Origin of the sequence: Arcanobacterium bovis, from assembly GCF_004331995.1 — a bacterium.
Classification (GTDB): Bacteria; Actinomycetota; Actinomycetes; order Actinomycetales; family Actinomycetaceae; genus Arcanobacterium_A; species Arcanobacterium_A bovis.
Window position 1 is genome coordinate 1 of the sequence record NZ_SJDT01000010.1, and the last position, 17,041, is coordinate 17,041.

General features: G+C 52.2%; 7 protein-coding genes. 3 read left to right on the forward strand and 4 right to left on the reverse strand.

Annotation, left to right across the window (positions count from 1 at the left end; genetic code table 11):
- Positions 1-105 precede the first annotated feature (105 nt).
- Entirely contained in the window at positions 106-330 is a 225-nt protein-coding gene (locus tag EZJ44_RS08335; protein ID WP_165496158.1) for a DUF559 domain-containing protein, read from the reverse strand.
- On the reverse strand, positions 320-997 hold the full coding sequence (locus tag EZJ44_RS08340) for a hypothetical protein (protein WP_131282438.1): 678 nt from the start codon (positions 995-997) through the stop codon (positions 320-322). Before EZJ44_RS08340 ends, EZJ44_RS08335 begins: the two co-directional genes overlap by 11 nt.
- Before the next feature lie 155 nt (positions 998-1,152).
- Between EZJ44_RS08340 and EZJ44_RS08345 the strand changes: the two genes are divergently transcribed.
- The 3 genes from EZJ44_RS08345 to EZJ44_RS08355 all read left to right on the forward strand — a co-directional run bounded on the left by EZJ44_RS08345 (position 1,153) and on the right by EZJ44_RS08355 (position 13,399).
- Positions 1,153-2,244, forward strand: a complete 1,092-nt coding sequence (locus EZJ44_RS08345; protein ID WP_165496159.1) for a YeiH family protein — start codon at positions 1,153-1,155, stop codon at positions 2,242-2,244.
- A 244-nt stretch (positions 2,245-2,488) separates the two neighbouring features.
- Positions 2,489-2,956, forward strand: coding sequence for a PaaI family thioesterase (locus tag EZJ44_RS08350; protein WP_131282446.1), 468 nt, complete (start codon positions 2,489-2,491; stop codon positions 2,954-2,956).
- A gap of 312 nt (positions 2,957-3,268) precedes the next feature.
- Positions 3,269-13,399 (forward strand): SdrD B-like domain-containing protein, encoded by a 10,131-nt coding sequence (locus tag EZJ44_RS08355; protein ID WP_131282449.1) that lies wholly within the window; start codon positions 3,269-3,271, stop codon positions 13,397-13,399.
- 299 nt (positions 13,400-13,698) lie between these two features.
- Here EZJ44_RS08355 and EZJ44_RS08360 read toward each other — a convergent pair whose 3' ends face one another.
- Both EZJ44_RS08360 and EZJ44_RS08365 read right to left on the reverse strand, forming a co-directional pair.
- On the reverse strand, positions 13,699-14,373 hold the full coding sequence (locus EZJ44_RS08360; RefSeq protein WP_131282452.1) for a nucleoside/nucleotide kinase family protein: 675 nt from the start codon (positions 14,371-14,373) through the stop codon (positions 13,699-13,701).
- Positions 14,374-14,607: 234 nt separating this feature from the next.
- Positions 14,608-16,716 (reverse strand): neutral/alkaline non-lysosomal ceramidase N-terminal domain-containing protein, encoded by a 2,109-nt coding sequence (locus EZJ44_RS08365; protein WP_131282455.1) that lies wholly within the window; start codon positions 16,714-16,716, stop codon positions 14,608-14,610.
- Positions 16,717-17,041 lie beyond the last annotated feature (325 nt).

The window sequence follows — 17,041 nt, forward strand, 5'->3', positions numbered from 1 at the left end:
AACATCTCGATATATGTTCAGATGTTGCGAAAACAGCACCGGCTTTTCGTTTCGTTCGTTGTCTTTCGGGAACATGCCGCGCCACACAGCACCGTCTTTCCAATGTCAACGCCGTGAGGCTACAGGTACTCGGGTTAGTTGGTGATGTATGCGTGCTTTCAAAGTATTCGAGAGCACTTTTTGCGTCTCGTCCCAAGTATCCCAAATCTGCTCATAACTGAGCCGAATGACGTGGTAACCAAGAGCCAGAGCGGCCAGATCGCGGCGACGGTCGTTGCGATAACGATCATATTGGCTGTGGTGAGCAGCGCTATCACACTCAACAATCAACGAAATTCCCCACAAGAAGATCTACGCGCCCAACGCCTTCGATATGCACCTGCGCCTCAACTTTCACTTTCCTCAGCAGGAAAAACAGTCGCACTCTTGATTCGCTTCCCGATTCAGAACTCGCGCTAAGATACTTGCTCAGTGCCGTTTTCTTCGTTCCATGGTTGGTCAATGCAGTGCGCGCGTCGCTTAGCAGCATGATCCCTTGATTTATGGCGGATTCAAGGGTGATGAAGCAAGTTTCTCGATTGTGACATCGCAAAACATGTTCGATCGCCTCCTCGAAACTACATATAGGGTATGGAGAAAGACGCCGTACGCGATGCGTGTAAACTTTCCCGTAAACTGCCGAAACATGCCGAGATTTGACGAATTTGTCGAGACGAATCGGCTGAGGTCGTGACTTTGATACCTCCAAATGTAACCCCGCGTCTCGCTCCACCCATATTCCATAATGTTTACACGCACTCAAACATCCAATGCGCGCTCCTAGCCGAATAGCTGTGACAACAGCAGGATCTGCATTGTCCACTGCATACCAGTTATAACCAATGCGAGTTAGGGTGTCATTTCGGATCGCCTTATTGAGTTGGGATTCAGTAGCAATTCCCATGTCTGGTAGATCGGCGCGTCGTAAAACACCGTGAGTGTACGGACTTAGGTGCATATAAGCATCACAGCAAAGTGTCCAGACTGTGCGCTTCGCATTAACTCCAGCTGTGGATAAACCTGTATTTTCGCGCCGTTGTGGACAACTAGGAGCAGCACGTTTCAATAATCTGCCTCAGTTTATGGTGCACTTTCGCCGTATATACTGGCACAGTGACTACCAGACTTCGGCATGCAACTGAACATTTTCGTCAATACGTCCCAGGCTTCGCTGTTGCCACGGCTACCGCTATCGTGGCAGTAGCGATCAACAGTATCGTTCCTACGTTAAGCGCCTTGCTCTTAGCCATCATTTTTGGAGTGATTGTCCGCAATGTGAAGCTCCTCCGGTCGGGCATGGAAGCAGGTCTGGCGGTCGTCTCAAAGCGCTGGCTACGAATTGGTATTGTGCTTCTCGGATTTCAATTGGTCTTAACCGACATCGCTAGGCTCGGCTGGGGTGTGCTCGCAACAGTGGTGTGCGTGGTTGCGCTGGGTATAGTCACGTCTGTGCTGCTTGGGCGGATGATGGGTGTTTCGCCCACGTTGGCTTTATTGATCGGCTGCGGATTCTCGATTTGTGGAGCTGCGGCAGTCGCAGGCATGGACGGATCGATCGACGCCGACGAGCGTGACGTCGCCACTGCCGTTGCGCTTGTGGTTCTATTTGGCACTGCCATGATTTTCATTGCTCCGGCGCTGGTTCTCGGCGTAGGGATAGACGCGCGGACCGCCGGAGTCTGGGAAGGCGCCGCGATTCACGAGGTAGCACAAGTAGTTGCGGCTGCCGGCATCACCGGTGGTGGAATTGTGAAGACGGCGGTGGTGGTCAAGTTGGCGAGGGTGCTCATGCTGGCTCCGGTGATCACGCTCGTCACGCTATTCGCAACGCGACTGGGTGTGCAGCCCGCAGTAACGTCGTCTGCCCGCAACGTAGTCGAACCGTTCTCGGCAGACACAAAGCTCCCAACAGTAAGTATGAATAACTCGTCTGTAACGCGCACGAAACGGCCTCCGCTTGTGCCACTTTTCGTGCTCGGTTTTATCGGCGCAGCAGTAATCGCGACGTCTGGCATTGTTCCAGCTCAAGGCTTGACCGCGATTAAGGTTGTGCAAACTTTCCTGCTCGCCGCAGCAATGTTTGGTCTTGGGTGTGGAGTGAAAATTGCCGAACTTCGCAAAGTAGGAGTGAAGCCGCTGGTATTGGGATTGGCGGTGTCTCTTGTGGTGGCGATGGTTGCTTACGTCGGGGCTGTTTTAAGCTAAAGATTTCTTGTGTTGGAGCTTGGTGACGAAGAAAAGACGAAGAAACTTGGTGCGTTTTGAGCAACATCTCAACATATATACAGTAGTTGCGAAAATCGCCCCAAGAATTGGACGTTGGTGTTCGTAAGGCGCGCCCCATTCCGTGCATGCCCCCGCACTCACGCATGCCCTGTAGCGCACAACCACGTGGCGCAGAAGTATGCTGTATATGAACCATCGAAAACATTTCAGGCAGAGGTAAGCAATGAACCTTGAAGATATTTTAGCCACTACCGCAAATCCGCAGGACAGAGCGCAATTTTTCGCAGCGCTCCCCGACGTAACGCCCGAATTAGGTGAAATGTGCGGTTCAGATGTGGTCTCTCAAGGTTTGCGCGCGCATCTCGTAGGTGCCGACGTGATGGTCTGCTCACTTCCTGTTGACGGGAATCGCCAGTTCATGGGACTGATGAACGGTGGCTCTACGGCTCTGCTTGGTGAAACAACTGGATCCTCAGCCGCCGTTCTCGCCGCTCCAGAAGGCAAGACGGCGGTGGGTATCTCGATCACCGTGAACCACCACCTTCCTGCGAAAGAGGGGCGCGTCTATTGCGTGGCGACAAAGGTGAGCCATACGTCGTCGTTCGTCACCTATAACTTCCTTTTCTTCCGTCACGACGGCAAACTTTCAGCTTCAGGCACGCACACCTGCGCAATTATCGACAAGCGCTAAGGTTAACGCTGGTATCGAAACATGTGTTGCTGGCATCGAGCCAAGCACCGACGCTGATCGCACCACAACACCGATAATAGTTACCATCATTACCTGTGGTGTGATGTGTTTCCAAAGTTTTGATATATACAATTATTTGTTGAATTTTCAGCATGTTTGTTGGTACTCTCGGTTTTGATATGTATGTGTGTTTGTCCTTGTTTTTATTGGATGGATTGATTGTTACTAACGGGGTTGGGCGGGCACACATCAGCCAATTTTGCAGCATCTATTGAGCGTGGGTGTTTGCAGTGATCCTGTGAGAGGGATTGTATGTTCAAGCGAGTGGCCGGGCCGATTTCTAGTAAATTATTAGCCCTGATTGTGTCATTGTTATTATTGTTTCCAGCTACGATAGCGCAGGGTGTGGGCACAAATGGCGCCGTTGACCTTGTTGCTGGAGTAACTCCTGCTGGCACTCCGACGACGGAGGTTGTGGGTGGCGCGCAAGCTGCGGGTCAGGGTGAGCTGGTTGAGGTTTCGGCGACGGCGGTGTTCCCGAAGGCGGTTGAACAGCGTGAGTTTGTGCGTCCAGACGGTTCGTTTGATGCCACTACGTTTGTACGCCTCGACGTGGCTGGCCTTGAGAACTGGCAGAATCTACAGCTTTTTGTCAATGACAAGCCTGTTGCGTCGGTGATGGCTGATCCTGCGGCATCTACCGCTGCTGGTTCAACGGTGCATCCGTGGAATGCTTCGAGTTGGGTAATACAAAATGTTGGCACGGCTGCTGATCCGAATTATGTGGCTTACGCTCCGCTTGGCGCTGTGGCTGGTCTTGAGGCTGGCGGCACCGTCAAGTTTGCTGTTTCTGGTGTAGTTCCGGTGGGTGCAAAGCCGGGTAGCGTGATTGATGTATCGTCTGTGGTTGCTGGTTATGCTTCTGGCCCAGAGACTTTCGTGGCTTCTCCTGAGGTTGGCAAGGTAGGCGTGGCTGATCCTAAGCTTGCTGTTTCGAAGTCTGCGACTCCTGCTGATTCGGTGGCTCCTGGTTCGATTGTGAACTACAACGTGAACGTTTCGGCGTCTGGTGGTTCTGCTTTTGGTGTGAAGGTTGTTGATGTTCTTCCTGCTGGCGTGACTGTTGTTAATGCTGGTGGTGGCACGTTTGATTCGGCGTCGAATTCTCTCACGTTCGACGCGGGAAATATTTCGTCTGGTAGTTCGCGTCAGGTCACCTATTCGGTCAAGGTTGGCGATAGTGCTTCTGGTGTTTTAACGAATAAGGCGACGGCGTCTGGTTACGCTGCTCCTGAGGTCGCCGGTGTGTCTCGGGTTGCTTTGGGTAGTGTGAGCGCACAATCGAGTGTGACGGTTGCTGGTAAGCAGCCAAGCATTTCTATATCCTCGGCCACCGATCTGGTTCGGTCAGGTGATTCTGTTGAGTACACGATTGATGTGCTTGTTCCTGCTGGTACTACTCTGAATGAAACTACTGTGATGGCCGCATTGCCGCAAGGTACGCAGCGAATCAATCCTTATAACACCAAGTCTGTGACTATTGGTGACGGTGTTAATCAGACGCCATTGAATTATGAGTGGCTTAATCCGGTATTGGTTGGTTCTGTAACAAATGCAGGATGGTATTTTGCTGCTCCTATTGCGCCTGCGTCGACTGATCGGCATATTATTATTAAAGCCCTGTTCCAGGTGATGGGTGCGGCAGGTGACCAAGTTGTGTTGCCTGTAGCATTGGGTGCTAATCCTGCCCCGATTTTGGGTCAGGCTAAGCCAGATCCGCGTGCGTGGCCTGACTATACTTTTAATGCTAAGGCCAGCGACCCGGTAACAATTGGTTCGATTATTATCGAATCGGTGCCGGTAGAGGCCACGACGACGTGGACTCCTGATCGTAATCCTGCTACGCCGAAGAAGATCGCATTCAAGGTAACGAACAAAGGTACACTGCCGGTTACTCAAGTGACTTTGCGGCGAAGCGCGGATGCTGAACCCTTCAACAGGTTAACGAATGACAGTACTTGGGGAGGTGGAACGCTTGTTCCAAACCCGCGTGTGAAAGAAACGTATATCTCTGGTCAATCTGCTTGGTATTATGTGATTGATTCTCTTGCTCCGGGTGAGAGTGTCACGATTGAGCGTAATCTCGATGCGCCAGTTTCCGCTTCTTATGTGGCGTACCATGATAATAAGAATCCGGTGAACTTCTGGTTAGAGCCACAGATGGCATCTCATAATGGTTCAAATATGTGGCTTTACGATACTTTGCCTCATCAGAAGATTTTCTCGAAAGAGGCTGTCACGGTTAATTATCCGAAGTTGGCGTTTGATGCGCAGATTTTGGGTAGCACAACGTTTGCTACGGTGGATCACCCGACGTTTACCTACCTGGTGAGCAACACTGGGGATGCGCCGATGTTTGATCCGGTCATTAACCTTAAGTGGACTGGAACGGCTGGTAGTTGGGGTCAATACCACTCGATTACTGGCACGCTGCCTAATGGTACGACCGTGAATGGAACTGTTATCTACAATCCTGGCGATACGATTCAGATTAAGTTCCCGGGTGTACGTATTGGTGTTGGTGAAACCTTTACTGTTACGGATGTTGTGGGTGCGAACAGTTTTGTGCCTGGTTCATGGACTCTAGATGCAAATGTGAATGCTACTGATGCCACGGGTGCTCGGTATGTGATGAACACAAACCAGTATTGGCTCACTGGTCAAGACACGTTATCGGGCACGATTGGTAAGGTCACTTTAGTAGCTTCCAAACTACCTGCTGATGACAATCACGGAACAATTGTATCCGGTAAAACTTCCGAATATGCGTTGACGATTCGAAATTCCGGCACAGTAGATGCTACGAATGTAAGCATTTCTGATTCTTTGCCTGCTCACTTGACGTATGCAGAAATCCTCATGACGGGCGGCGTGCCGCAGGTGAGCGTGCGTGGCACGTCCGCGATGCCTACAGTGTCGTTGGTCAGTGGTTCGACGACTGCAAAGAAATGGTTGATTTCTTCTATTCCTGCAGGCACCTCGGTGACGTTAACGATCCCGGTTCAGCATGATGGTTCTACTCCTGCGGCTAATGAGGTAGCTGCGTCAGCGTCGGTTGTGGAATCTGCTTATGATGCGGCGCAGACTGTGACGGGTTATTTGGATGTGTTGCCGTTTGTAATCCGCCCGTCGGTGGTGAAAACTGCTGATAAAACGCATGTGATTCCTGGTGATACGATCACCTACACAGTGGACGTAACGTTACCGGCAGGGCAGGCTGCGGCGCAGTATGGTTTGTCGCTGATTGATAAGCTACCGCGTGGTGTGAAGCTGGTATCGCAAAGCGATCTCAGCATTGTGGCTGGAAATCAGATCACAACTCAGAAGATGACCACCACGGATAATACTGTGAATGGTATTTCCACGATTGGTTGGAATCTCGGCACGTGGGAGGCTAATGCTCCTGTGACCACGGTTTTGCGTGGTACCTACACGGTTCAGGTTGATAAATACTACACCGGCAGCTCAGAACTACTGACCCCGCCAAGTGGAACTATCGTCACCGAGCAGTCCTTGGATAACCTCGGTGGTAACCTCGTCAACAGTGCGGGTATGTGGTGGTCTACAGATTCAGCGTTCACTGCTCCGGCTGCTGCACCAGAAGTGGCTAACCTTGCTGGTTACACTGGGCGCAGTGAGTTTGCGGTTGCAAAAGTGAATGTTGATTCACCTCATCTAACTGTAGCGAAAACAGTTGATGCGCAGGTATGGGATCCAGGTGATACCGCTACGTTCACTGTGAAGATCACAAATAAGGGTGATTTGGCTGCAACGAATGTGGTAGCGCATGACGATCTTGGTAGCGGTTCAGGCACTGGCTTTACGCTCACTGATGTAGCGGTTGCCTCGGTTAGTGGTGGTACTGCAACCGTGGCTGGCGGGAAGATTAATATTGCTTCTGATTCAATCCCGGCTGGTGGTACTCTCACGGTGGTTTATACCGCGAAGATGCCGGTATCTGGAGACTTGAAGTACATGTATGCTCGTAATGGTTCTCCGATACACGCCAAGATCACGAATACGGTGAGTATTGATTCGTTTACTGCGCCGAATATGGATCAGGCATGGACGAAAGCTATCACCGGGAGCGTGACCACGTATGTGCGGGCACCGTATTATAACGGTTACGGTGTGTCGATTGACCAGTGCCAGTCAGGCGTGACCAAGGGCCAGGCTGCGAACTTGCAGTTTACTGCCTCGATTGGCAATCAGAGTGTTGATGGGGCGTCAATGTCACCGCAGCAGGGTACTGCTTATGGTTCGGTAATGACGATACAAGTACCGTTGGGAATTGCTGCTACGTCTATTACCGTGGGTAGCCCTGTGAATAAGACCTTCCCAGTCGCGGACGTGCTCGTGTCTGGGGATGGATCCACCACGAAACAGACCTTGAAGGTCCCGATCGGTGACGTGGCAGTCACGAACGGAAATATTCGTGTTTATGTCGCTGGTGTTGCCGTAAAGGATATTCCTGCCTATAGTTTCGAGCAAGCTACGTATCGTTTGACGTGGAATGACTCCCTTGGAAGCGCCAATTATGGTGCCAATGTTGGTACACCGGTTGCGTATCAGATGGATGCACGCTCGGCATGTTATAAGTCAATGCCGAACCTGAACACCACGTATGGTCCCTACACGGCTGCTCCTGGTAGCAAGGTGACGTTCAATGGCACGTTCATGAGCAATATGTTCACTGTGTCTGGTAATGGTACGTTTACTGATACGTTCCCGGCTGATGTGAGCTATGTTCCTGGATCGGCAAGCTTGGTGACCAGCATGGGACAGAAGCTAGTGATTGGCACCGACGTGATTGAAACGATCACCACTGTTGGTACGGGCGTGGATGCCTATCAGGTTGTGACGTGGAAGGTGCTTCCTAATCTGCCAGAGAAAGCAGCAATCTCCGTGGCCGTGGACGCCATTGTTGATGCGGATGCGAAAGTAGCCAACACGGTTTATAACCAGATGAGTGTGTACTACGATTCGATGAAAGATATATGGCCAGATGGCACCCTTCGTGGTAACAACGCGCTCTTTATCCTTGACCCGAATAGCGTGAAACTTCAATCCTCGATCACTCCGAATGAGGTGATTGCGGGTCAGCCAGCGAAAGCAGAAGTTCTGCTCACAATCCCGGCAACGGATAAGGTCTCGAGCGTTAACTGGGATATTGAGGCTAATGGTCAATATTTCCAGGCTGGCACGCCAACACTTGAGTGTGTGACTAACTGTAGTGATATTCCAAACTTCCCCACATCAGTATCGTGGTACACAGACACGACATACAAGGTTGTTAAAGCTCCTGGCTCAACGGGAATGCTTTATACGCGTGTTGGTTTGAGTAATATTCCAGTAAGCGCTAATGAACGTGTACTCAAACTCAGCTATGACTATGTTTCACGTGATCCAAACACGCTCACAGATGGATGGCAAGCGCATCAGGGAATTCTTCGTTCTGGGGCTAGTCAATACATAAACAATGTGTATAACTCAAGTACGGGAACTAATGCTTACATCACCTCTGATGCTGCCCAGCCTGAAGTTGGTGCTCAGTGCAGTCCCTCAACGGTTGGCCCAGTCCAAGCCGGTGGTGCAGCAAACCTGACCTGTACCTATACGGTGACGAATCCGTCTGCGAAGGCTACGATCAGTTCCTTTACCTTAGTGGCCGATCCGCGTGAGCTCAGCCTGCAACAATATTCTAGTGCTCAGTCAACGATTGGTTGGAAAGTCGTTGACGCAGGAACCGGTAGTGCTGGAAGTGATGCTACCGTGCGGTGGAATGATGTGACCCCACTCAAGCCGGGTGAATCACGTATCTTTACGGTGACCTATGTTGTTGATGGTATTTCTCAAGCACAACCCATCGATTATTACGGACAAAAGGTATACCAGCCAGCAACAGTTGATGTCCGTGTTACTGATTGGGTGCTTGACTCGCCAGGATCACTCCAAGGACAGTATGCAATTAGCCGTACCTGGGAGCAGTCGGCGAATGATGTGCAGCCAGTGATTAATTTCGTGGTGCCAAGCTTTAGTATTCAGCAAGGCGCAATCATGCTGTACTATCGCGACTACTCGACGACGAATCCATCACCTGATCAATACCTATTCCATATTGATCGACGCGATCACCGTTTCTCGGATGCCAACCAAGAATTTACTCAGTATCCGTACGGGTATCCCGGAAATGAGAACGGAAATTTGGGCTATCGCCCTGCAGTTGAGCCAGAAGCGATGATGGTCACGCCAGGTAAAGCATTTACCATGGCTACGGCAATTAACACCACGGGTGCCTCGCTGATTAACTCAGTGAATGTTACTGCTAAATTGCCTGCTGGTTTCACCTACGTGCCTGGTTCAGCGCGACTAGCTGATGCTCCACAGGGCGGATCGAGCTACGATGTGTGGACAAAGAATGCCAATGGTCAGTTTGTCTACGAGAATAATGGTAGTGATGTGATTCCTACGTTTAAGGATCCGGCGGTCACGGCTGCTATCAATACCACGTGTACGAGCGATCATACTGACCCGCGTGATCTCGCATCCGTTAACACTGGTGGAGAAACCTTGAGTTGGCAGTTAAGCCCAGCTGATTTGATTATGGATCCTAATCATTATTGGTCAGGCAATACGCTAGGTAGTTCTTCGAAGGTTATTATCTATGACGTGATGCCGGCCTCTGCTTTAGCGGACTGCGTGAACAACAACTCATACGTGTTTGATCACTGGAACGACATAGATGATTATTTGAAAGTCAATGGGATTGACCCAAGCGGTTTGGATCGTTCGCAGATCCAGCTACGGGTAACTGCTTTCACGGCTGAGGTGAATGGCTCGTTGGATCTTGTTGATCGTCCTGGTGATCCAATGCTTGCTTCGGATACGGATAATGTGACGATTTCTGATCCGTTGAATGTGAATTCTGGCCCAGATGACGCACCAGTGAAGGCTGGTTCAACGACTGCAGCATTCGAGGTCAACGCTTCATATTCGGCAGGTGGTATTTCTCCTGATTTGACGATCATTGACACGATTGACGGCCCTGCTAGCTACACACCGGGTACTGCCACCGCGATTGATGCCAAGGGCACTATTGTGGCTCTGACCGAAGAGATTATTTCTCAAACCACTACCCAAACAGTGGTGAAATGGACGATCAAGGGCACCGCTGATCGAAATCTCCGTACCTATCAAGGTGCTGGTGCAGAAAACGCATTCAACGGCGATCCTGCGCCAACGGTTACGGTGTTGCCGTCCACGGTGAAGATTAGAGTGCCGGTGGCGGTGCCTGATTCGACTCCGGAAGGTACGAAGATTACGAATACTGCTCAGGTCACCGCTGAAGAATTCCATGGGCAATATTACTACCTCCAAAATATGAAGCCAGGTTACGCCCTTATGATTGGTGATCAGCCTGAGCAGGCGTACACCTATTCGATGATGCCGTTCCGTGCGATTACGAAGACGGATGTGGGTACGTTGATTGTGCGTAATCCGTCTGCTCCACCAGCGATCACGATGAAGGTTGATCCAACGGTGGCGCCTGGTGGCACGTATACGGCCTCTGGTCCGCTTGTTTTGCCAGCGAATTTGGCGTGGTCGAATTTGTATGTGACGTTCACTGTTCCAGCCAAGGTAGAAGTTAAAGCTGCCAATCTTGGTGTGTGTGAGACTGGTCCTAATTATTGTGTGGATCTTGCTAAGCAGGTGAAGGCATGGGATCCGGTGAAGAACGCCGATGGTAGCACCACTTATGGTTACTGGCTGGGTGACATTGCTGCGTCAAGCGATGCACGTACGTTAAGCAATGTCTTCACGTTGCATACGACGAATCCTGACGGTTCGCCGTCGGTGGTTGCTGGTGATCAGTTGCCGGTGAAGGCAACCGTGTATGCGGATTCTGATGCTGGTATTGGTACTGGTACTGCTGGTGTGGCAGGCGATGTGCTTAGCTCTTTCACAACTGGTGGTGGCTTGCTACCTTCCAGTGTGGGATCCAACCCTGCTGGTCTTGGTTTGGCCGCGCCGACTCCTGTTGAAACAAAGGCAACTATGACGCCTCCGGCTACGATCCCGACCGCGCCGCCGTCGTCTACGTATTTCCCGCCTGCTACCTCGAATGGTGTGACGGTTGTGGGTGAGCCTACGCTGGCGATCAGCAAGACCACCCCGACGGCTCAGCCGGTAGCGCTTGGTGGGCGTATTGATTACGTGGTTACGGTGACGAACACAGGCAGTGCTCCTGCTTATGGTGTTGCCTTGACGGATCGTGCTGATGCCAACCTGGTGAATGTGTGGGTAGACGATCTTGGCGGCATGGTGCTGCGCAAGGGCTGGACGGTGGCTGCTCCGTGGATGGAGTTGCGTGTGCCTGTCATTGAGCCTGGTCAGACGATTACCGTGAAGTATCATGGTACAGTTTCGACCGCTATTGATCAGTCGGTCTCGATTGTGGATCGTTTGGTCAACACTGTTCAGCTTGGTGATTATGCCTCCCAGCCGGCCCCGTATCCAACGGGTACCCGGATTTATCCAGGATCGTCGGTATCTACCCAAACTACCACGGTGAAGATCGCTGCTCCTGGTGTTGCTATCGCTACAACCACTGGTCCGCAGTGTGATAACCCGACAGCGGTTGGTGCTCCGAACCAGACGATGCATTGGTGTTCAACGATCACGGTTTCTGACCAGTCAGCGTTGAATAACGTGGCTCCGACGGTTACTATCCCAGCGGGTTGGACTCCGGTTGCCGGATCGTACATGATGTCACAGGTGATGAACCCTGGTGATACACCAACTCTGACAGCGGTAACGCCGGTCTATGACGCTGCTACTCGAACGCTCACGTTCCCGCAGCTCGCTTCGATGCCTGCTGGTTCGTCGGTACGGTTCGTTTTTGACGCCACTCCGTCTACGAATGCTGAGGCTCAAGGAACTATGCTGACCTCGGTGAGCGCGAGCACGCCGGCTGGTTTGAAGATTTCTGATTCCCAGCCAACGCCTTACACCCTTGTTGGTACTGACCTGGGTGTGGTCAAGACTCCAGCGCTGATCTCGCGTGGTTTCACTGGCGCTGCTGGCGCTGACGTGGTCTGGAAGGTCGTTGTGTCCAATACGTCCTCGGTTGATCAAACCAACGTGCGCGTGGTCGATACGCTTCCTGGTGATGCGACTGTTGGCAACGTCAGCTCCAAGAACGTAACCATCGTTGCTGCTGGTGGCGCAAGCACCCCGGCTGCGGCGACGTCAAGCACGGGCGCAAATGGCCGTGAAGTACTCACATGGACTATTCCTTCGTTGCCTGCTGGTAGCCAGGTTGAGTTCACCGTGACCGGCACGATTGGTACGCTCAACACCACCGGTGTTGACACCGTGGCGTGGACCAACGATGTGGAAGCAACGTCTAACCTAGTCACCACCCCGGTTGTGGCTCAGGCTAAGGTTGAGCTTCTGCGTGGTGCTACCATCGCGAACACGATCTGGGATGATCTGAATGGCAACGGCATCCAAGATGCTGGCGAGCCTGGTTTGGCTGGTGTTGAAGTCCAGCTCACCAAGGACGGGCAAGCTGTAACAGACGTGAACGGTAACCCTGTTTTGACGGCGGTCACCGATGCAGACGGTAACTACAGTTTCGCTAACCTGCCTGCAGGTGACTACCATGTAGCAGTTGTTATGCCTACCGACATGGTTGCTTCTGGAGTCAAGCAGGGCGCCGACACGGCGGCTGATTCTGACGGAACGGCGTTCGATGTGACCGTGGCTAATGGCCAGGTTGTTAACGATAAAGACACCGGCCTGTTCGCGCTTGGCCATATCCGTGGCGGGGTGTGGAACGATGCTAACGGTGACGGTGTGCGTGACCCAGAAGAAGCATCCTATCCAGGAATCACTATTGATTTGATCGATGCTAACGGTAACGTGGTGCTTGATGACGCTGGTAAGCCAGTGAGCGTAGTCAGTGCGGCCGACGGCGGATACGAGCTCGTGATTCCTCGCCCAGGTAACTATGTGGTACGGTTCCACACGCCTGATGGATGGGTGAGCGCGCCAGTTCACGCCGGTACCGACACGGCTATCGATTCCGATGGTCCGCTCGCTTCTCTGCATGCGGTATCTGGTTCGGTGTTCACGAATATCGACGCCGGATTCATGCTCAAGCCTGTTCCGCCGACGCCGGTAACGCCAACACCGACGCCTGTTCCGGTTCCTGTGGCACCAACTCCGGTGCTCGATCCGGAGCAGCCGGCAGCTGAGGCTCCTGCAAAGGGTCTTGCCCGCACTGGTTCGCAAGTACTCGGTTCGGTGCTCGGCGCGGTGATGATGGTTAGCGCTGGTATGGTACTCGCTACCCGCCGTCGTAAGGAAACCAAAGCATAACACGATGCGTGGCGTGGCTCGGAACCTAACTCGAGTCAGGTAAACACAGGCAGGGTGATTGTTGAGTTATCAGCAATCGCCCTGCCTGTTACTATTCTGTGGGAGTCGGCTTACGGGTAAATGAGTTAAAAGCCGGGGGGGTAAAGGCAAGAATGTGTGTCTGGTATTGGGAGCTTGGGTGTTATAGCTATTTTTGGCCCGTATTCACGCCATGACCTGCGGTTTCGTGGCTACTATAAAGTACTATAAAACAAAACGTTAGAGTAGTTTATAGTAGCGTTATAGCTATCTATTGAATTTTAAGCGTCCGTCGAAATGCACACGTCGGCATTCTGCGCCACATTGAAGCGCTGGTAAATTTCCGTTTCTTGGTCCGCCCACACTTGCCAGTATTCCGACCAATCGTAAGCGTCACGCTCCTGTACGCGCTGCTGGCGTACCCGCGCGTCGGCGTCGATCCACACGGTGAAATCGCAACCGGTAGCTCCTGATCCGCAGCCAGTTACAAGGTATAACGACGCCGGTGCCACCAGTTCCGCCGGACGCCATGCGTTCGCTTCCCAATCCCAACGGGAAGTCGTTACATCGTGTGTAATCGGGAAGTTGCCGGTACCTGAATTATCAACGCTAGCGGTGTTGCTGGTATCGCTGGCGTCACCAGTGTTATCGGTATCGGTGAGGTTGCTGGCATTCCGTAGCGCGTGGACAAGCATCGATACTCGTTGTACGGCTCCTGCTAAGTCGTACCAGCCGGCGGCCCATTCTTCGACTTCGAAGATCGTGGTAGAGACGCCAATTTTTTGAAAATCCGCAGCTAGTGTGTGTGCGAGTGTGGTCTTTCCGGAACCGCTGCGGCCATCTACGGCAACGAAAAGGGGTGTTGGTGAAAGGCGCATATATTGGCGGCGCAGTTCATTAAATAACTCGTGATAGCGTGGCAGTTCTGGCCACTCCTTGGAAGGAATTTGATCCATAGAAGAATCCTTGCAAATACCAACAGCTGGTGCAACGTGCCAATGTTTCACGTGAAGCAAAGCTTCACCGATTGGCACGTTGCACCAGCTAAGTTAGCGCTGCACAACCCGGAAGAATTGCCGAAACCCTAAGGCGCAGTAGCCTAAGGCCTAGTACCTTAAGGTGCAGTACTTTAAGGTGCCGCACTCTAAAGCGCTGCAAATTCAGCGGAAGTCAGCGAAAAACCGAGGAAATCAGCGAACTTCAAATGGTTGTGAGGCTCCAGAGTATGGGCTGATCACGCCATTCCATCCGTTCTTCCAATCACCTTCTTGTACGAGGCGGTAGGTGCCCGCTGGAGTGTTGTTGCGAATACGCCATTCAACTGTAGTGCGTGAATATGCTGCGCCTTCACGCTTCCAGATGAACGATGTATCCCAGTCGCGATCGGTGAGATAATCAACCCACACGCCATTCTCGAGACGCTGCACGCGCAAGAACGTTCCGAGTGTGCGGAAGTTGTTCTTTGGATGTGCGCCACGGAATTCGGCCCGGGCGGTGTCGCCCGTAGCGTAGCTAGCTTGTGGTTGTACAAGTACCTGACCAAACTCTTCCTGGATAGGTTTGTCGTCAAACACAACCCCTGGACGCTGTGCCCACAGCTTCGTATTCGGGAGTGTTGGAATAGCGTCGTCTACCACTGGCTTGTTTTCGATCATCGCATGCGACAAACCTTCAAGCTCTTGGATAAATGCGCCAAGCTGATGTGGACCAAACTCTGTCGATGCACCTTCGTATTGCTGGCTTGCATATTCTGCGCGGGTTGTTACGTAGCCGGCGTATGCGTTTGCTAGACCTACGAGCTCAACGGAATCGACGCCGTCGTCGGCAAGAACCTTAGCGACGCTCTCCTTCATGTGGCGAGCAGACATCGTGGTTGATTCGAGCGGAACACCAATAAGCGCGAAGTTGCCAATACGGACTAACTGAATTGGGAGAACGGTGGGTGTCCAGCCGAGTTTTCCATCAGCTAGGAGAATGGGCTTCTCGGCTTGGCACGGATCGTCACCAAGCGAAATTGTGGCACCAACGAGTCGGAAAAGTGCGCCAGCAAAGGACTGATCGATCTTGTTCACGGTGTCGAGGATATTGAAGGAGCCCTTCGTCATGCCTTCGTAAACACCAGGAATGTTCGATGGGCCGTTTTCGCCACCAGGTGCGAAGGAGAAGCCGCGAGCGGAGACGCAGAGGTTCTTCTCGCCCTCGCCATTGGTGTACTGTGCATGCACCGTGTAACCAGGCATTTTAACGTAACGAGTGCGAGAGTCGATGCGTCCGTGGAGTGCTTTTCCGCCGTCGTTGTACAACTCGAGCGCTTTATCGAGCTGCTGTTTACCTGCGATTTCAGCATTCTGGTAATCGTCCGGCAAGCCTTCATAGCCTGGTGCTGACACGGAGTTTCCTTGCGATGCTACGACGTCGCCGGTTGCTGAGTTAGCGAAGGCTGCTACGAAAGCGTGTGGGTCGGCGGGGTCGGATCCCATCTTCTTCTCGAACATGTACTGGGCGTAGCCCTTGTTGTCGCCCGAGATGAGTGTCCAGTGAATATTGAACGAAGTTGGGTGGGTTGAGAACCAGTTGAGAACGCCAAGCGGCTTGCCGGATTCTGCCGTGAAAGCCAGCTGAGTCATATTCGTAGAGACGTTGTCGGCATAGTTTGCTGCGTCAGGATTGGCATTGTAACCAGGGAGTGAACGGTTCTTCGTTGCGCCCTTCAGTTCGCCTTGCTGTAGCTGTACGGTTCCTGGCTGGAGATTTGCGTGTGCGCGATCAATAGAGGCGACGATTCCTGCGATCATGGTGTCTACAATGCGCTGATCGTAGTTGTAGCCGGCGCCATCGTTGCTAGCAATCCGGTACAGTTGATCAACAGCCATACCGCCGTTGGCCACGTGAGAATGTGTAGCGCTGATCATCACGTTGTTGCTGTTGTATAAATCGCCGTACTTTTGCTTGAGCTGCTCAAGTACACCGAGGCGAATATTGGGGAAAATTGCGCCGGCATCAACGCTCACCAATACCACGCGATCTTTCGATTCTGGATCGCCGATGATGAAGGCGTGTGAGTAGAGACGCTCGTGAAGTCCGGTCATTTCTTGGCCGGATGCGTATCCAAAGGACCCTGTTTCGACAACAGCGCCGGTCACATCATATATGCCGGTGCCAACTAGGTAGGTTGACGCTTCAGTCGATGGGGTATCGGCATAGGCATTGTGAGTGCTGGGAGCTGCTGTAAAAATGGCAGCGGAGAGCGTAAGGGCTGCGATACCAGCACCAATACGCCGCGTGAGCTTGTTAGCCATTGTTACTCCTCGTTGAGAACATGCCAAAAGGCGGTGTTTGTGATTTCGTGGGATTACAAAACCATCAATGCCGCCATTATACCAATAAAGTGTGATGTGGGCTACAGGCGTAAACAGTGTAAACGTGTGTTTAGCTCCTGGGCTTGAAGCGGGAAATTTGGCTTAAATTAGCGGAAGTTTCATCACGATGCCGGTGTCGGCAGGATTGTCCGAGTGACACGAAACCAGAACAACAAAGCCAACCTAAATATAAAGTTGGTTCAAGGAGGCAACATTAGCAGGAGCAATCTAGATTTGGGTGCGGTTCATTTTCAATGGCAGCCGG